This is a genomic window from Capnocytophaga sp. oral taxon 326 str. F0382, from assembly GCF_000318295.1.
Classification (GTDB): domain Bacteria; phylum Bacteroidota; class Bacteroidia; order Flavobacteriales; family Flavobacteriaceae; genus Capnocytophaga; species Capnocytophaga periodontitidis.
In genome coordinates this window covers 137,975-151,573 of sequence record NZ_KB291413.1, presented here as the reverse complement: position 1 = coordinate 151,573, position 13,599 = coordinate 137,975, and the positions used below count along the sequence as shown (strand labels likewise).

The following is a 13,599-nucleotide window of genomic DNA, read 5'->3' as shown; positions in this document are numbered from 1 at the left end:
TGTTAAGTAATTACTTACGTCGAACTCACGTTAAAATAGAATTTATGATGATTAGTGGGGCAATTGATGATTAACAAAAATCCCTATGAGGTAAGTACCTCACAGGGATTTTTTAGTTGTTTTTATTCTTTTTCTTAGAACTCTTTGCCTTGCTGTTGAACTCTAAACAGAGTTGTAACCAAAAATCAAAGTCTTTTTTTTGGTTGTACCCCGTAGGGTCTACATAGCAATAGCCAGAGAGCTCTTTGCCTCTCATTACCACTGGCGAGAAGCCCTGCCTTTCGGCAATTTCTTCTGTCTGTTGAGGGTCAAACCTACACATTAGGCAATCCTCTCCTATATTGATGCACATCTTGTTATTCACCAAGAAAGCCAAACCGCCAAACATCGCTTTTTCTTCCACCGTGATATGAGAAATTTCAGCTAAATATTCGCGAACTCTATTCGCAAGTGTTATACTATAAGCCATTTTATATTAGATTTTTAAATGCTCTTTGAGATCGGGGGCAAAAGTAGTACCTTCATATTTGCCCTCGTGAAAGTATTCATAAGCACTGACTTCCAATTCCCCACAATCGGAAATAAGATTGCCATCTTCATCGTATATTTTGTAAGTCTGCTGGGTGTTGCCTATGGAATTTTCACCATCTAATCCTAATAAAACGCTGTAAAAAACATCTGTTAAGAGGGTATCTATTACTTCTTTTAGCTGCTCTTGCTGAGTGTTACTGAGCACCATTTCTTTTATTTTGGCATTTACAGCACTGGGGTATTGGGGCTGCTCTTCAAAGCAGGATTTTAGAAAATTTAGTTTTTCAAGGTAAAAATTCTTTGCAAATTCGTCTGAAGTCATAGAGTTGTTATTTAAACGATTCCTTTTTCAATGTATCACAAAGTTTGCCTTGTACTGCCTTGCGTATTTAGGCAAATCTATAAGAGTAGAACCTTCAAACATTAGTTCTATATAATAAGGCAGGTCATATGCTTGTATTTCCTCGTCTATAAGGTGATCAGTAAGGGCGTCGAGTTCGTCAAAATTATATATAGTTATTAGTTTTTTTAATCGATTAGTAAATTAGTAAATTTGTAAATCAGCAAATGGACGTACTGTTCTTTCATTGTAGCAGAAAGAAAACTACGCTCAATCCACTGTTGCCAAGTAGGTAACGCTTACTACTTGTTTCATTTCTCTACAAGAGTTACGACCCCTACTTCGGCACCGAAGAGAGCCAATAACTTGATTTACTTTATCTAAACGCAAGGTTTTTTTGCCCTGTTCCAATTCACGTACAAAGCGCAGTCCGACGCCCGCTCGCATTGCCAATTCAGGCTGTGTAAGGCGTAACTCCTTACGCCTTTCCTTTACAAAAGAAGCGATATTCATAATTAGTAAATTGACTAATTAACAAATTAGCTAATTAGATTATACCTTTTCGGGTGTATTTTTTTATTGAAATTTCTCAACTCGTCAAACCACTGCGTTATTTTCTCTTCCTCAATAGTAAAAGGTAATGTTGATTGAGTAAAAACATATATTTCCCATATTTACTTGTTTATTAATATCAGAAAGGTCATCAATACCGAAAAAAACGCTACCAATAATGTAGTAGGTAAATGAACTTTTACAGCTAATAGCACAGTGAATCCCACCAAAAGTACATTTATAATAATACAATAACGAAAACTAAGAGGCAGTTGCAGTTGGTAATGCATCAAGTTAGCAATCCCAGCAAAGATAAGAGCTAATCCAGCACTGAAAAACCAAAAACCTTCAGCTGAAAAATGCTCATACTTCTTAAAACTCAGTGCCGAGTGTACCACCCCCAGCATTATAATTACTATAATAGTAATGAAATAAAGACTCCTCATTGTAAAAAAATGTTTATCAAAGGCAAAGGTAATACTTTCTAATAACAAATACAAATAGATTCGTAATTTACCGTCAGGTGAAAATTAGTGAAAATTCGTGGAGTTATGATAATCAATCACTTTTGAAGTATGTTGTGTAAGAAGCCAGCGATAGCTGAGTATGTGCTGCAAACGCCCTTTTGCAAACGCCCCCACAAACAAAACATTTTAAACACCTTACATTTTCTTACCTCTTATCTCTTACCTAAAAAACAACTTTTTTGTGATATTTGTAACAAAATTAAAAGTATATAACTCCTTATAATATAATTACTTCTATAAAAAGTAAATGTGTAATATGTTGATAATCAGTGTGTAATAGGTAATTACTGCATCTAACCCCCAACCCCTAACCCCTAACCTCTCTTACCTCTTATCTTTCAGATAGTTTTGTGGTTTTAAAAAATAATTGTACTTTTGCACCCGCTTTGAATAATTAAAGCCTAAAACTCAAGTAAACAAATAAATAAATATATAGTATTGTAAATTATGCCAACAATTTCACAATTAGTACGAAAAGGAAGAACCAGAATTACCAAGAAGAGTAAATCGGTTGCTTTGGATTCGTGCCCACAACGCCGCGGTGTATGTACACGTGTGTACACCACTACGCCTAAAAAACCGAACTCTGCTATGCGTAAAGTAGCTCGTGTTCGTTTAACTAATGGCAATGAGGTGAACGCTTACATCCCAGGTGAAGGTCACAACCTCCAAGAGCACTCGATAGTATTGGTACGAGGCGGAAGGGTAAAAGATTTACCAGGTGTTAGATATCACATCGTGCGTGGCGCACTTGATACTGCCGGTGTTGCCGGTAGAACGCAACGTCGCTCTAAATACGGTGCTAAACGCCCTAAACCAGGACAAGCCGCTGCCGCACCAGCTAAAGGTAAGAAAAAGTAATTTAACACACAAAATCTTTTAACTGAAAAGAAATGAGAAAAAGACAGGCTAAAAAACGCCCACTTTTACCGGATCCTAAGTTTAACGACCAATTGGTTACCCGCTTCGTGAATAACCTTATGTGGGACGGTAAAAAATCAGTGGCTTTTAAAGTATTCTACGACGCTATCGATATCGTAGAACAAAAGAAAAATAACGACGAAAAGTCGGCATTAGAAGTTTGGAAAGATGCTCTTAGCAACGTAATGCCTCACGTCGAAGTACGCTCTCGCCGTGTAGGGGGTGCTACCTTCCAAATTCCTATGCAAATTCGCCCAGACCGTAAAGTCTCTATGGCTATGAAATGGCTCATCGGGTACGCTCGTAAACGCAACGAGAAATCTATGGCTCAGAAATTGGCTGCCGAAATTATCGCTGCCTCTAAAGAAGAAGGTGCTGCCGTGAAGAAAAAAATGGATACGCACCGTATGGCTGAAGCTAACAAAGCATTCTCACACTTTAGATTCTAATTAACACGATGAGTAGAGATTTAAAATATACAAGAAACATAGGTATTGCCGCTCACATCGATGCTGGTAAAACCACCACTACCGAACGTATACTTTTCTATACCGGTAAAACTCACAAAATCGGTGAAGTTCACGATGGTGCATCTACTATGGACTGGATGGAACAAGAAGCTGAACGCGGTATCACTATCCAATCTGCTGCAACCACTTGTAAATGGAACTTCCCTACCGAAAATGGTAAACCTACAGCCGACGCTAAAGAGTATCACTTCAATATTATCGATACTCCCGGTCACGTCGATTTTACCGTTGAGGTAAACCGTTCTTTGCGCGTACTTGATGGATTAGTATTCCTCTTCTCTGCCGTAGACGGTGTAGAACCTCAATCTGAAACTAACTGGCGCTTGGCTGATAACTACAAAGTTCCTCGTATTGGGTTCGTAAACAAAATGGACCGTCAAGGAGCTAACTTCCTCAATGTTTGCAACCAGGTAAAAGATATGCTCAAATCTAACGCCGTTCCTATCGTATTGCCTATCGGTGACGAAGCTGACTTTAAAGGCGTTGTAGATTTGATTAAAAACCGCGCTATTGTATGGCACGAAGAAAACTCAGGTTCTACCTTTGATATAGTAGAAATTCCTGCCGATATGAAAGAAGACGTAGCTAAATACCGTGCTCAATTGATTGAAGAAGTAGCTGGTTACGACGAAGGTCTTCTCGAAAAATTTATGGAAGATGAAAGCTCTATCACCGAAGAGGAAATACACAAAGCACTACGTGCTGCTGTAATGGATATGGCTATTATCCCAATGGTGTGCGGTTCATCATTCAAAAACAAAGGGGTGCAATTTATGCTTGATGCGGTATGCCGCTACTTGCCTTCACCTCTTGACAAAGAAGCTATCGAGGGTACTAACCCTGAAACTGGCGAACCTGCCCTACGCAAACCAGCCGTTGATGCTCCTTTCTCAGCTTTAGCGTTTAAAATTGCTACTGACCCTTATGTAGGACGTTTGGCATTCTTCCGCGCTTACTCAGGTCACCTAGATGCAGGTTCTTACGTATTGAACACTCGTTCAAACAACAAAGAGCGTATCTCTCGTATCTACCAGATGCACGCTAATAAACAAAATCCTATCGAATACATCGAAGCTGGTGATATAGGGGCTGCAGTAGGTTTTAAAGATATCAAAACTGGTGATACCCTTTGCGACGAAAAATATCCTATCGTACTCGAAAGTATGGTATTCCCTGATCCAGTAATCGGTATTGCTGTAGAACCTAAAACAAAAGCCGACGTTGATAAATTAGGTATGGCTTTAGCTAAACTCGCTGAAGAAGACCCTACCTTCCAAGTAAAAACTGACCAAGCCTCTGGACAAACTATCATCTCTGGTATGGGTGAGTTGCACTTGGATATCATTGTAGACCGCCTCAAACGCGAGTTCAAAGTAGAAGTAAACCAAGGACAACCTCAAGTAGAGTACAAAGAGGCTATTACAGGTAAAGCTGATCACCGCGAAGTCTACAAAAAACAAACTGGAGGTCGTGGTAAATTCGCCGACATCGTATTCCGTATGGAACCAGCCGAAGAAGGTAAAGTAGGTCTTGAGTTTGTCAACGAAATCAAAGGTGGTAACATCCCTAAAGAGTATATCCCATCAGTTGAAAAAGGTTTCAAAGAAGCTATGAAAAACGGACCTTTGGCAGGCTTCGAAATGGACGCAATGAAAATCGTTCTTATCGATGGCTCTTTCCACCCTGTCGATTCCGATTCATTGTCATTCGAGTTGGCAGCCAAATTGGGTTACAAAGAAGCTGCTCGCGCTGCAAAAGCCGTATTGATGGAACCTATTATGAAATTGGAAGTTATTACTCCAGAAGAAAATATGGGAGATATCGTAGGCGACTTGAACCGCCGTCGTGGTCAAGTAAATAATATGGACGACCGTAATGGCGCTAAAGTAATCAAAGCTTTTGTTCCATTATCAGAAATGTTCGGCTATGTAACAGCACTTCGAACTCTCTCATCAGGTCGTGCTACTTCTACAATGGAGTTCTCTCACTATGCCGAAACTCCTTCTAACATTGCAGACGAAGTAATTAAAAACGCCAGAGGCAACTAAATTATTAAGCAAATGAGTAATCAACAAAAAATAAGAATAAAGTTAAAATCTTACGACCACAACTTGGTAGATAAATCTGCTGAGAAAATCGTAAAAACAGTAAAAGCAGCCGGTGCTGTAGTAGTAGGACCTATTCCGCTACCTACCCACAAAAAAATATTTACTGTATTGCGCTCTCCTCACGTAAACAAAAAAGCTCGTGAGCAATTCCAATTGAGCTCTCACAAACGTCTCCTCGACATCTACAGCTCTTCATCTAAAACTATCGACGCTTTGATGAAATTGGAATTACCAAGCGGTGTTGACGTAGATATCAAAGTTTAATAACTTTACTAAAATGTCCCGAAACTGCGGGTTAGGGAAAAACGGATAAAAATGATTCAGGGTTAAAAAGCCTCGGGCATTTTTTGACCCTGAAACATTTATAGGTATCATTCCCTGATACCTCACACCTGTCCCCTGACTCCTAAATAAAAAACTAATAACTAATTTAATATTTAATTTTATGTCTGGGTTAATCGGAAAAAAAGTAGGAATGACCAGCATTTTTGATGAGAACGGTAAAAATGTACCTTGTACCATCATCGAAGCAGGTCCTTGCGTAGTTACCCAAGTCAGAACCAAAGAGGTTGATGGCTATGAGGCTCTTCAACTTGGTTTCGATGACAAAGCAGAAAAACGTGCTACCAAAGCTGAGCTTGGTCACTTCAAAAAAGCAGGTACTTCTGTAAAGAAAAAAGTTGTTGAATTCCAAGGTTTTGAAAACAATTACAAATTAGGTGATACTATCACCGTCGATTTCTTCACCGAAGGCGAGTTCGTCGATATCACAGGAACTTCCAAAGGTAAAGGCTTCCAAGGGGTGGTACGTCGCCACGGTTTTGGCGGAGTAGGTCAAACTACTCACGGTCAGCACAACCGCCTCAGAGCACCAGGTTCAGTAGGTGCTTCGTCTTACCCCTCTCGCGTATTCAAAGGTATGCGTATGGCTGGACGTATGGGAGCTGAAAAGGTAACAGTACAAAACTTGAAAGTATTAAAAGTGGTTGCTGAGAAAAATCTTTTACTAGTAAAAGGTTGTATCCCAGGTCACAAAAATGCTTACGTAACTATTCACAAATAATGGAAGTAGCAGTATTAAACATACAAGGAAAAGAAACAGGTAGAAAGGTAACCCTTTCTGATGCTGTATTCGGTATCGAGCCTAACAATCACGTAGTATACTTAGATGTAAAACGCTATTTAGCTAACAAACGTCAAGGTACTCACAAGGCTAAAGAAAGAAACGAAGTAGCTGGTAGTACTCGCAAAATCAAAAAACAAAAAGGTACTGGTACAGCTCGTGCAGGTAGCGTAAAATCTCCTGTATTTGTGGGTGGCGGTCGCATATTCGGTCCTCGTCCTAAAGATTATACACAAAAACTTACTAAAAACGTAAAACGATTGGCTCGCCGCTCTGCCCTCAGCGCTAAAGTGCAAAACCAAGCCCTCGTTGTAGTTGAAGATTTAAATTTCAACGCCCCTAAAACTAAAGATTTTACAGCTGTTGTGAAATCCCTCGGCTTAGAAAATAAAAAATCACTTTTTGTGTTGCCAAATACAAATAATAACGTATATTTGTCCTCTCGTAACGTACCTACTTCAAGCGTAGTAACAGCTTCAGAATTAAATACTTACCAAGTAGTCAACGCTGCAAAGGTAGTACTTACTGAGAGCTCAGTAGCAGTTTTAGAGTCAATTTTAACAAAATAAGAAGAAAATGAGCGTATTAATTAAACCTGTAAATACAGAAAAAGCAACCGAAAATAGCGAGTTAAAAAACTGCTATACTTTCGTAGTAGCTAACGACGCTAACAAGATTCAAATCAAAAATGAAGTTGAAGCTACTTATGGCGTTAAAGTGAAATCCGTACGTACCCTTAACTACGGGCCTAAACGTTCTACTCGTTATACAAAAACAGGCTTGCAAATCGCTAAAACAAACGCAGTGAAAAAAGCAGTTGTGCAAGTAGAAGATGGAACTATAGATTTTTATAGTAATATATAAGTATTTAACAAATAGACAAAAATGTCAGTTAGAAAATTAAAACCAATTACCCCCGGTCAGCGTTTTAGAGTAGTAAACGAATTCGACACCATTACTACTGATAAGCCGGAAAAGAGCTTGCTCGTTCCGTTGAAAAAGACTGGTGGTAGAAACAATCAAGGAAAAATGACCATGCGTTACATTGGTGGTGGTCATAAGAAAAAGTACCGTATCATCGACTTCAAACGAAACAAATTCGGCATCGACGCCAAAGTAGTTTCTATCGAGTACGACCCTAACAGAACAGCATTCATTGCTCTTGTTCAATACACCGACGGCGAAAAGCGTTACATCATCGCTCCCGCTGGTTTGAAGGTTGATCAAGTAATCGTTTCAGGTCAAGAAAATATCGCTCCTGAAATCGGTAACGCAATGCCGCTCTCTCAAATCCCTCTCGGTACCGTAATTTCTTGCATTGAATTGCGCCCTGGACAAGGAGCTAATATCGCTCGTTCCGCAGGTACTTTCGCCCAACTAATGGCTAAAGATGGTAAGTATGCTACCGTAAAATTACCTTCTGGTGAAACCCGTATGATCCTCCTCACTTGCCTCGCAACCATAGGAGCTGTATCAAACTCCGACCACCAATTGGTACTTTCTGGTAAAGCTGGTCGCTCTCGCTGGTTAGGACGCCGTCCTCGTACACGTGCCGTAGTAATGAACCCTGTAGATCACCCAATGGGTGGTGGTGAAGGTCGTGCTACCGGTGGTCACCCACGCTCACGTAAAGGAATACCAGCTAAAGGTTATAGAACCCGTTCTAAAACCAAAGCAAGTAATAAGTATATTGTAGAACGCAGAAAAAAATAAGAGACTAACAAATGGCACGTTCATTAAAAAAAGGACCTTACGTTCACTATAGCTTGGAAAAGAAAATCCAACAAAATATACAATCAGGTAAGAAAAACGTTATCAAAACTTGGTCACGATCTTCTATGATTACACCTGATTTCGTTGGCCAAACTATCGCTGTACACAACGGTCGTCAGTTCGTCCCTGTATATATTACTGAAAATATGGTGGGACATAAATTAGGAGAATTTTCACCTACTCGTTCCTTCCGCGGACACGCAGGTGCAAAAAATAAAGGTAAAAAATAATTAAGGCTATGGGAGTTAGAAAAAAATTAAGAGCAGACGAAATTAAAGAAGCTAAAAAAAGCTTGGCTTTCGCAAAGTTAAATAACTGCCCTACTTCCCCACGAAAAATGCGCTTAGTAGCAGATTTAGTTCGCGGTCAGCAAGTAGATAAAGCCTTGGCTATTTTGAAATTCAACCAAAAAGAAGCAGCAGCTCGTTTAGAAAAATTGTTGCTTTCAGCTATCGCTAACTGGCAAGCTAAAAACGAGAACGCTAACTTGGAAGAAGCAGGAGTATTCATCAAAGAAATCCGCGTGGATGGTGGCGCTATCCTTAAACGCTTACGCCCAGCTCCACAAGGAAGAGCACACAGAATTAGAAAACGCTCTAACCACGTAACTTTAGTGCTTGGAGCTAAAAATTTTAACACAGAAAGCTAAGATAAACTATGGGACAAAAAACAAATCCAATCGGAAATCGCCTAGGAATTATCAGAGGATGGGAGTCTAACTGGTATGGAGGCAATGATTACGGAGATAAACTCGCTGAAGACGACAAAATCAGAAAATATGTTCTCGCTCGTTTATCTAAAGCTAGTGTTGCTCACGTGATTATCGAACGTACTTTTAAACTTGTAACCGTTACTATCACCACCGCTCGCCCCGGTATCATCATCGGTAAAGGAGGTCAGGAGGTAGACAAGCTGAAAGAAGAACTTAAGAAAATCACCGGTAAAGACATCCAAATCAACATTTTTGAAATCAAACGCCCTGAGCTCGACGCCGCTCTCGTTGCAGCAAGCATCGCCCGCCAAATCGAAGGCCGTGTCTCTTACAAACGCGCTATCAAAATGGCTATCGCTTCAGCTATGCGTATGAACGCCGAAGGTATCAAGGTAATGATTTCTGGCCGTTTGAATGGAGCCGAAATGGCACGTTCCGAAAGCTTTAAAGAAGGTCGTATCCCTCTTTCAACCTTTAGAGCTGATATCGATTACGCTATTGACGAAGCTCACACTACTTATGGCCGTATGGGCATCAAAGTGTGGATTATGAAAGGCGAAATCTATGGTAAAAGAGAACTCTCCCCACTCGTAGGTATGACTAAGAAAGCTACCGGTGGAAACTTCTCCGGTAAATCAACTGACAAGCCTGCTGGTGCACCCAAAAGAGCGCGTCGCAAAAAGTAATTTTTTAAAGAACAAGAAAGATGTTACAGCCAAAAAGAACGAAATATCGTAAACAACAAAAAGGCAGAATGAAAGGCGTAGCTCACCGCGGTGCGCTCCTTTCTAATGGTACTTTCGGAATTAAATCATTAGATTCAGCATTCATCACTTCTCGTCAAATCGAGTCAGCTCGTGTCGCTGCTACCCGTTATATGAAACGCGAAGGTCAACTTTGGATCAAAATCTTCCCAGATAAACCTATTACCAAAAAACCACTCGAAGTACGTATGGGTAAAGGTAAAGGTGCCGTTGAATACTGGGCAGCCGTAGTAAAACCAGGTAGAATAATGTTCGAGGTTGGCGGAGTGCCGCTCGACGTAGCCAAAGAAGCGCTACGCCTCGCCGCTCAAAAGCTACCCGTGAAAACAAAATTCGTTGTAGCAAGAGATTATCAAAATTAATTAAAGAACAATGAAACAGTCTGAAATTAACAAATTGACAATAACTGAGCTACAAGAAAAGCTTGGTGAGTTTAAGAAATCGTATGCAGATTTGAAAATGGCACACGCAATTTCGTCATTGGAAAAACCAATTCAATTACGTAACGTAAGAAGAACTATCGCGAGATTGGCTTGTGAGCTAACTAAACGTGAATTACAATAATTCGAACCTGCCTTATGGAAAAAAGAAATTTAAGAAAAGAAAGAATAGGGGTTGTTACAAGCAACAAAATGGATAAATCTATCGTCGTTTCAGAAGTGAAACGTGTAAAACACCCTATGTATGGTAAGTTCGTGTTGCGCACCAAAAAATACGTTGCGCACGACGAAAAAAACGATTGCAACATTGGTGATACTGTACGCATAATGGAAACACGCCCATTGAGCAAAACCAAATGTTGGAGATTAGTAGAAATCATTGAAAGAGCTAAGTAATTATGGTACAACAAGAATCAAGACTAAAAGTAGCCGATAATACTGGCGCTAAAGAAGTGCTAACTATCCGTGTACTCGGTGGTACTAAGCGCCGATACGCCTCTGTTGGCGATAAGATTGTAGTTACCGTCAAAGAAGCTACCCCTAACGGAAACGTAAAAAAAGGACAAGTTTCTACCGCGGTGGTTGTAAGAACTAAAAAAGAAGTACGCCGTGCCGATGGTTCTTATATCCGATTTGATGAAAACGCTTGCGTTCTCTTGAACGCAGCTGGTGAAATGAGAGGTACCCGTGTATTCGGTCCCGTAGCACGCGAACTTCGTGATAAACAATTTATGAAGATCGTTTCATTAGCACCAGAAGTGCTTTAATTTTTAACTAAAGTAAATGATGAAACTAAAAATTAAAACTGGAGATACCGTAAAAGTAATTGCCGGAGAAGAAAAAGGTAAAGAAGGCAAAGTATTACGTGTAGACCGTGAGAAGAACAGAGCGATTGTTGAGGGGCTTAACTTGGTGAAAAAACACACCAAACCTAACGCTCAAAACCCTCAAGGTGGAATCGTAGAAAAAGAAGCATCTATTCACATTTCTAACCTCTCCCTCATCGACCCTAAAACAAAAAAAGCTACTCGTGTAGGTTTCGAAGTGAAAGACGGTAAAAAAGTGCGAATCTCTAAAAAATCTAATGTAGTAATATAATATGGCTTACGTACCTAGATTAAAACAAGAATACAATGAGCGCATCATTGCGGCTCTTAAACAAGAATTTGGCTATAAAAACGTAATGCAGGTTCCTAAACTTGAAAAAATAGTTGTGAGCCGTGGTGTTGGTACTGCCGTAGCCGATAAAAAACAAATCGACTACGCCGTAGACGAACTTACCAAAATTACTGGTCAGAAAGCTGTTCCCACTTATTCTAAAAAGGACGTCGCTTCTTTCAAACTCCGTAAAGGTATGGCTATAGGTGCCAAAGTTACCCTTAGAGGAGAAAGAATGTACGAGTTCTTAGACCGCCTTATCACTACAGCTCTTCCCCGTGTAAGAGACTTCCAAGGCGTCAAAGCAAATGGATTCGACGGTAGAGGTAACTATAACTTAGGCGTTACCGAACAAATCATCTTCCCTGAAATCGACATCGATAAAATCAATAAGATTGCAGGTATGGATATTACCTTCGTTACTTCAGCTCACACTGATAAAGAAGCTAAATCATTATTAAGCGAATTAGGATTACCTTTTAAAAAGAACTAAGTATATGGCTAAAGAATCAATGAAAGCCCGCGAGGTGAAACGTCAAAAGTTAGTAGCTAAATACGCTGCTAAACGCAAAGCTCTAAAAGAAGCTGGTGATTATGAAGCACTTCAGCTCATCCCTAAAAATGCTTCCCCTGTCCGTTTGCACAACCGTTGCAAACTCACCGGACGCCCTAAAGGGTATATGCGCACCTTTGGAATTTCACGTGTGTTATTCCGCGAAATGGCAAACAAAGGATTAATTCCTGGTGTAAAAAAAGCAAGTTGGTAATAATTTAAAAGGACAAAATTTATGTATACAGATCCTATCGCAGATTATTTAACAAGAATTAGAAATGCTAATAGCGCTGGTCACAGAGTCGTTGAAATCCCAGCATCTAAACTCAAAAAGGAAATTACTAAAATCCTTTTCGACCAAGGGTTCATCCTTAGCTATAAATTCGATGACTCTACCGTTCAAGGTACCATCAAAATAGCTCTGAAATACGACAAAGTAACCAAAGAACCCGTTATTAGGCATATTGAAAGAGCCAGCCGCCCAGGTCTGAGAAAGTACGCGGGCGCTGATAACCTACCTCGCGTATTAAACGGTTTGGGTATCGCTATCATCTCTACATCACAAGGCGTGATGACTGGTAAAAAAGCGAGAGAACTCAATATCGGTGGTGAGGTAATTTGTTACGTTTACTAATCAATAAAAAGACAATAAACAATGTCAAGAATAGGTAAAGCACCCATCAATATTCCCGCAGGAGTTACAGTTACTATCAAAGATAACACCGTAACCGTAAAGGGGAAATTAGGCGAATTAACCCAAGAGGTTAAAGACATTGCTGTAAAGCAAGAAGATGGACATTTAGTGTTTGAAACTACAGATACTACCAAAGACCAAAACGCTAAACACGGATTATACCGTGCATTAGTACACAATATGGTCGTAGGTGTCTCTGAAGGTTTCACTAAAGAATTAGAGTTAGTAGGGGTTGGATACCGTGCAGCTAACCAAGGTCAAAAACTCGACTTAGCCCTCGGTTTCTCCCACAATATCATTCTCGAATTGCCTAAAGAAATTAAACTCGAAACAATCAACGAGAAAGGTAAAAACCCCATCATTAAATTAACTTCTCACGACAAACAACTACTCGGTCAAGTAGCGGCTAAAATCCGTAGCTTCCGTAAACCTGAACCTTACAAAGGTAAAGGCGTTAAATTCGTAGGCGAAGTGTTGAGAAGAAAAGCAGGTAAATCAGCTTAATAGTTAGAACAATGGCATTATCAAGAATAGAAAGAAGACAACGTATTAAAAGCAGAATCAGAAAAGTAGTAAAAGGTACTGCTGAACAACCTCGTTTGGCTGTTTTCAGAAGTAATAACGAAATCTATGTCCAAATCATAGACGATACTAAAGGTACTACCCTGTTGGCTGCATCTTCACGCGATAAAGAAATTAGTGCCGCCAAAGGTACTAAAACTGAAAAAGCAGCATTGGTCGGTAAAGCTATTGCTGAAAAAGCTTTAAAACAAGGTATCGAAAAAGTATCCTTCGACCGCGGAGGTTACCTTTACCACGGACGTGTAAAATCATTAGCCGACGGTGCTCGAGAAGGCGGACTTAAATTCTAAT

At 39.9% G+C, this 13,599-nt stretch carries 24 protein-coding genes and 1 pseudogene; 21 read left to right on the top strand and 4 right to left on the bottom strand.

Annotation, left to right across the window (positions count from 1 at the left end; translation table 11 throughout):
* Window positions 1–112: 112 nt before the first annotated feature.
* From HMPREF9073_RS08505 to HMPREF9073_RS08490, 4 genes and pseudogenes are all read right to left on the bottom strand, one after another.
* Entirely contained in the window at window positions 113–469 is a 357-nt protein-coding gene (locus HMPREF9073_RS08505) for a TfoX/Sxy family protein (RefSeq protein ID WP_009750940.1), read from the bottom strand.
* A gap of 6 nt (window positions 470–475) precedes the next feature.
* On the bottom strand, window positions 476–853 hold the full coding sequence (locus HMPREF9073_RS08500; protein WP_009750939.1) for a hypothetical protein: 378 nt from the start codon (window positions 851–853) through the stop codon (window positions 476–478).
* A 329-nt stretch (window positions 854–1,182) separates the two neighbouring features.
* Window positions 1,183–1,384, bottom strand: a pseudogene (locus HMPREF9073_RS08495) (helix-turn-helix transcriptional regulator).
* A 161-nt stretch (window positions 1,385–1,545) separates the two neighbouring features.
* Window positions 1,546–1,869: a hypothetical protein gene (locus HMPREF9073_RS08490; protein ID WP_009750937.1), complete on the bottom strand. Its 324-nt coding sequence runs from the start codon at window positions 1,867–1,869 to the stop codon at window positions 1,546–1,548.
* Between the two features lie 528 nt (window positions 1,870–2,397).
* Between HMPREF9073_RS08490 and rpsL the strand changes: the two genes are divergently transcribed.
* From rpsL to rplR, 21 genes are all read left to right on the top strand, one after another.
* Window positions 2,398–2,811 (top strand): 30S ribosomal protein S12, encoded by a 414-nt coding sequence (gene rpsL / locus HMPREF9073_RS08485; protein WP_002679283.1) that lies wholly within the window; start codon window positions 2,398–2,400, stop codon window positions 2,809–2,811.
* A 32-nt stretch (window positions 2,812–2,843) separates the two neighbouring features.
* A complete protein-coding gene (gene rpsG / locus HMPREF9073_RS08480; protein WP_002679527.1) occupies window positions 2,844–3,320 on the top strand; it encodes a 30S ribosomal protein S7 in 477 nt (158 codons plus the stop codon).
* An 8-nt stretch (window positions 3,321–3,328) separates the two neighbouring features.
* Window positions 3,329–5,449, top strand: a complete 2,121-nt coding sequence (gene fusA, locus HMPREF9073_RS08475; protein ID WP_009750935.1) for an elongation factor G — start codon at window positions 3,329–3,331, stop codon at window positions 5,447–5,449.
* A 12-nt stretch (window positions 5,450–5,461) separates the two neighbouring features.
* Window positions 5,462–5,773 carry a 30S ribosomal protein S10 gene (gene rpsJ / locus HMPREF9073_RS08470; RefSeq protein WP_002679460.1) on the top strand — a complete coding sequence of 104 codons (312 nt, stop codon included), beginning with the start codon at window positions 5,462–5,464 and terminating at the stop codon, window positions 5,771–5,773.
* 181 nt (window positions 5,774–5,954) lie between these two features.
* Window positions 5,955–6,572, top strand: a complete 618-nt coding sequence (gene rplC, locus HMPREF9073_RS08465; RefSeq protein WP_009750934.1) for a 50S ribosomal protein L3 — start codon at window positions 5,955–5,957, stop codon at window positions 6,570–6,572.
* Window positions 6,572–7,201, top strand: a complete 630-nt coding sequence (gene rplD / locus HMPREF9073_RS08460) for a 50S ribosomal protein L4 (RefSeq protein WP_009750933.1) — start codon at window positions 6,572–6,574, stop codon at window positions 7,199–7,201. Before rplC ends, rplD begins: the two co-directional genes overlap by 1 nt.
* Window positions 7,202–7,208: 7 nt before the next feature.
* Window positions 7,209–7,496 (top strand): 50S ribosomal protein L23, encoded by a 288-nt coding sequence (gene rplW, locus HMPREF9073_RS08455; RefSeq protein WP_009750932.1) that lies wholly within the window; start codon window positions 7,209–7,211, stop codon window positions 7,494–7,496.
* Window positions 7,497–7,517: 21 nt separating this feature from the next.
* Window positions 7,518–8,345: a 50S ribosomal protein L2 gene (gene rplB / locus HMPREF9073_RS08450; RefSeq protein ID WP_009750931.1), complete on the top strand. Its 828-nt coding sequence runs from the start codon at window positions 7,518–7,520 to the stop codon at window positions 8,343–8,345.
* Between the two features lie 11 nt (window positions 8,346–8,356).
* Entirely contained in the window at window positions 8,357–8,635 is a 279-nt protein-coding gene (gene rpsS, locus HMPREF9073_RS08445) for a 30S ribosomal protein S19 (RefSeq protein WP_009750930.1), read from the top strand.
* Between the two features lie 8 nt (window positions 8,636–8,643).
* Window positions 8,644–9,054 (top strand): 50S ribosomal protein L22, encoded by a 411-nt coding sequence (gene rplV, locus HMPREF9073_RS08440; RefSeq protein ID WP_009750929.1) that lies wholly within the window; start codon window positions 8,644–8,646, stop codon window positions 9,052–9,054.
* 8 nt (window positions 9,055–9,062) lie between these two features.
* The gene (rpsC, locus tag HMPREF9073_RS08435; RefSeq protein WP_002679516.1) at window positions 9,063–9,803 is read left to right on the top strand and encodes a 30S ribosomal protein S3; all 741 of its coding nucleotides are present in this window, start codon (window positions 9,063–9,065) and stop codon (window positions 9,801–9,803) included.
* A 20-nt stretch (window positions 9,804–9,823) separates the two neighbouring features.
* Window positions 9,824–10,243, top strand: coding sequence for a 50S ribosomal protein L16 (rplP, locus tag HMPREF9073_RS08430; RefSeq protein WP_002679503.1), 420 nt, complete (start codon window positions 9,824–9,826; stop codon window positions 10,241–10,243).
* A 10-nt stretch (window positions 10,244–10,253) separates the two neighbouring features.
* The gene (rpmC, locus tag HMPREF9073_RS08425) at window positions 10,254–10,445 is read left to right on the top strand and encodes a 50S ribosomal protein L29 (RefSeq protein ID WP_002675028.1); all 192 of its coding nucleotides are present in this window, start codon (window positions 10,254–10,256) and stop codon (window positions 10,443–10,445) included.
* A 14-nt stretch (window positions 10,446–10,459) separates the two neighbouring features.
* The gene (rpsQ, locus tag HMPREF9073_RS08420) at window positions 10,460–10,717 is read left to right on the top strand and encodes a 30S ribosomal protein S17 (RefSeq protein WP_002675041.1); all 258 of its coding nucleotides are present in this window, start codon (window positions 10,460–10,462) and stop codon (window positions 10,715–10,717) included.
* A gap of 2 nt (window positions 10,718–10,719) precedes the next feature.
* Complete coding sequence (gene rplN / locus HMPREF9073_RS08415; RefSeq protein WP_002675043.1) at window positions 10,720–11,088, top strand: 50S ribosomal protein L14; 369 nt, start codon at window positions 10,720–10,722, stop codon at window positions 11,086–11,088.
* A 16-nt stretch (window positions 11,089–11,104) separates the two neighbouring features.
* The gene (gene rplX, locus HMPREF9073_RS08410) at window positions 11,105–11,419 is read left to right on the top strand and encodes a 50S ribosomal protein L24 (RefSeq protein ID WP_009750928.1); all 315 of its coding nucleotides are present in this window, start codon (window positions 11,105–11,107) and stop codon (window positions 11,417–11,419) included.
* A gap of 1 nt (window position 11,420) precedes the next feature.
* On the top strand, window positions 11,421–11,972 hold the full coding sequence (rplE, locus tag HMPREF9073_RS08405) for a 50S ribosomal protein L5 (RefSeq protein WP_009750927.1): 552 nt from the start codon (window positions 11,421–11,423) through the stop codon (window positions 11,970–11,972).
* A 4-nt stretch (window positions 11,973–11,976) separates the two neighbouring features.
* Window positions 11,977–12,246 (top strand): 30S ribosomal protein S14, encoded by a 270-nt coding sequence (rpsN, locus tag HMPREF9073_RS08400; RefSeq protein ID WP_002675050.1) that lies wholly within the window; start codon window positions 11,977–11,979, stop codon window positions 12,244–12,246.
* Between the two features lie 21 nt (window positions 12,247–12,267).
* Window positions 12,268–12,666 (top strand): 30S ribosomal protein S8, encoded by a 399-nt coding sequence (rpsH, locus tag HMPREF9073_RS08395; protein ID WP_002675052.1) that lies wholly within the window; start codon window positions 12,268–12,270, stop codon window positions 12,664–12,666.
* Window positions 12,667–12,687: 21 nt separating this feature from the next.
* A complete protein-coding gene (gene rplF, locus HMPREF9073_RS08390; protein ID WP_009750926.1) occupies window positions 12,688–13,230 on the top strand; it encodes a 50S ribosomal protein L6 in 543 nt (180 codons plus the stop codon).
* Between the two features lie 11 nt (window positions 13,231–13,241).
* On the top strand, window positions 13,242–13,598 hold the full coding sequence (gene rplR / locus HMPREF9073_RS08385; protein WP_002679484.1) for a 50S ribosomal protein L18: 357 nt from the start codon (window positions 13,242–13,244) through the stop codon (window positions 13,596–13,598).
* Window position 13,599 lies beyond the last annotated feature (1 nt).

Excerpts from the sequence above, each read along its gene's own strand:
- HMPREF9073_RS08505 (WP_009750940.1), bottom strand. The coding sequence starts at position 469 with ATGGCTTATAGTATAACACTTGCGAATAGAGTTCGCGAATATTTAGCT.
- HMPREF9073_RS08500 (WP_009750939.1), bottom strand. The coding sequence starts at position 853 with ATGACTTCAGACGAATTTGCAAAGAATTTTTACCTTGAAAAACTAAAT.
- HMPREF9073_RS08490 (WP_009750937.1), bottom strand. The coding sequence starts at position 1,869 with ATGAGGAGTCTTTATTTCATTACTATTATAGTAATTATAATGCTGGGG.
- rpsL (WP_002679283.1), top strand. The coding sequence starts at position 2,398 with ATGCCAACAATTTCACAATTAGTACGAAAAGGAAGAACCAGAATTACC.
- rpsG (WP_002679527.1), top strand. The coding sequence starts at position 2,844 with ATGAGAAAAAGACAGGCTAAAAAACGCCCACTTTTACCGGATCCTAAG.
- fusA (WP_009750935.1), top strand. The coding sequence starts at position 3,329 with ATGAGTAGAGATTTAAAATATACAAGAAACATAGGTATTGCCGCTCAC.
- rpsJ (WP_002679460.1), top strand. The coding sequence starts at position 5,462 with ATGAGTAATCAACAAAAAATAAGAATAAAGTTAAAATCTTACGACCAC.
- rplC (WP_009750934.1), top strand. The coding sequence starts at position 5,955 with ATGTCTGGGTTAATCGGAAAAAAAGTAGGAATGACCAGCATTTTTGAT.
- rplD (WP_009750933.1), top strand. The coding sequence starts at position 6,572 with ATGGAAGTAGCAGTATTAAACATACAAGGAAAAGAAACAGGTAGAAAG.
- rplW (WP_009750932.1), top strand. The coding sequence starts at position 7,209 with ATGAGCGTATTAATTAAACCTGTAAATACAGAAAAAGCAACCGAAAAT.
- rplB (WP_009750931.1), top strand. The coding sequence starts at position 7,518 with ATGTCAGTTAGAAAATTAAAACCAATTACCCCCGGTCAGCGTTTTAGA.
- rpsS (WP_009750930.1), top strand. The coding sequence starts at position 8,357 with ATGGCACGTTCATTAAAAAAAGGACCTTACGTTCACTATAGCTTGGAA.
- rplV (WP_009750929.1), top strand. The coding sequence starts at position 8,644 with ATGGGAGTTAGAAAAAAATTAAGAGCAGACGAAATTAAAGAAGCTAAA.
- rpsC (WP_002679516.1), top strand. The coding sequence starts at position 9,063 with ATGGGACAAAAAACAAATCCAATCGGAAATCGCCTAGGAATTATCAGA.
- rplP (WP_002679503.1), top strand. The coding sequence starts at position 9,824 with ATGTTACAGCCAAAAAGAACGAAATATCGTAAACAACAAAAAGGCAGA.
- rpmC (WP_002675028.1), top strand. The coding sequence starts at position 10,254 with ATGAAACAGTCTGAAATTAACAAATTGACAATAACTGAGCTACAAGAA.
- rpsQ (WP_002675041.1), top strand. The coding sequence starts at position 10,460 with ATGGAAAAAAGAAATTTAAGAAAAGAAAGAATAGGGGTTGTTACAAGC.
- rplN (WP_002675043.1), top strand. The coding sequence starts at position 10,720 with ATGGTACAACAAGAATCAAGACTAAAAGTAGCCGATAATACTGGCGCT.
- rplX (WP_009750928.1), top strand. The coding sequence starts at position 11,105 with ATGATGAAACTAAAAATTAAAACTGGAGATACCGTAAAAGTAATTGCC.
- rplE (WP_009750927.1), top strand. The coding sequence starts at position 11,421 with ATGGCTTACGTACCTAGATTAAAACAAGAATACAATGAGCGCATCATT.
- rpsN (WP_002675050.1), top strand. The coding sequence starts at position 11,977 with ATGGCTAAAGAATCAATGAAAGCCCGCGAGGTGAAACGTCAAAAGTTA.
- rpsH (WP_002675052.1), top strand. The coding sequence starts at position 12,268 with ATGTATACAGATCCTATCGCAGATTATTTAACAAGAATTAGAAATGCT.
- rplF (WP_009750926.1), top strand. The coding sequence starts at position 12,688 with ATGTCAAGAATAGGTAAAGCACCCATCAATATTCCCGCAGGAGTTACA.
- rplR (WP_002679484.1), top strand. The coding sequence starts at position 13,242 with ATGGCATTATCAAGAATAGAAAGAAGACAACGTATTAAAAGCAGAATC.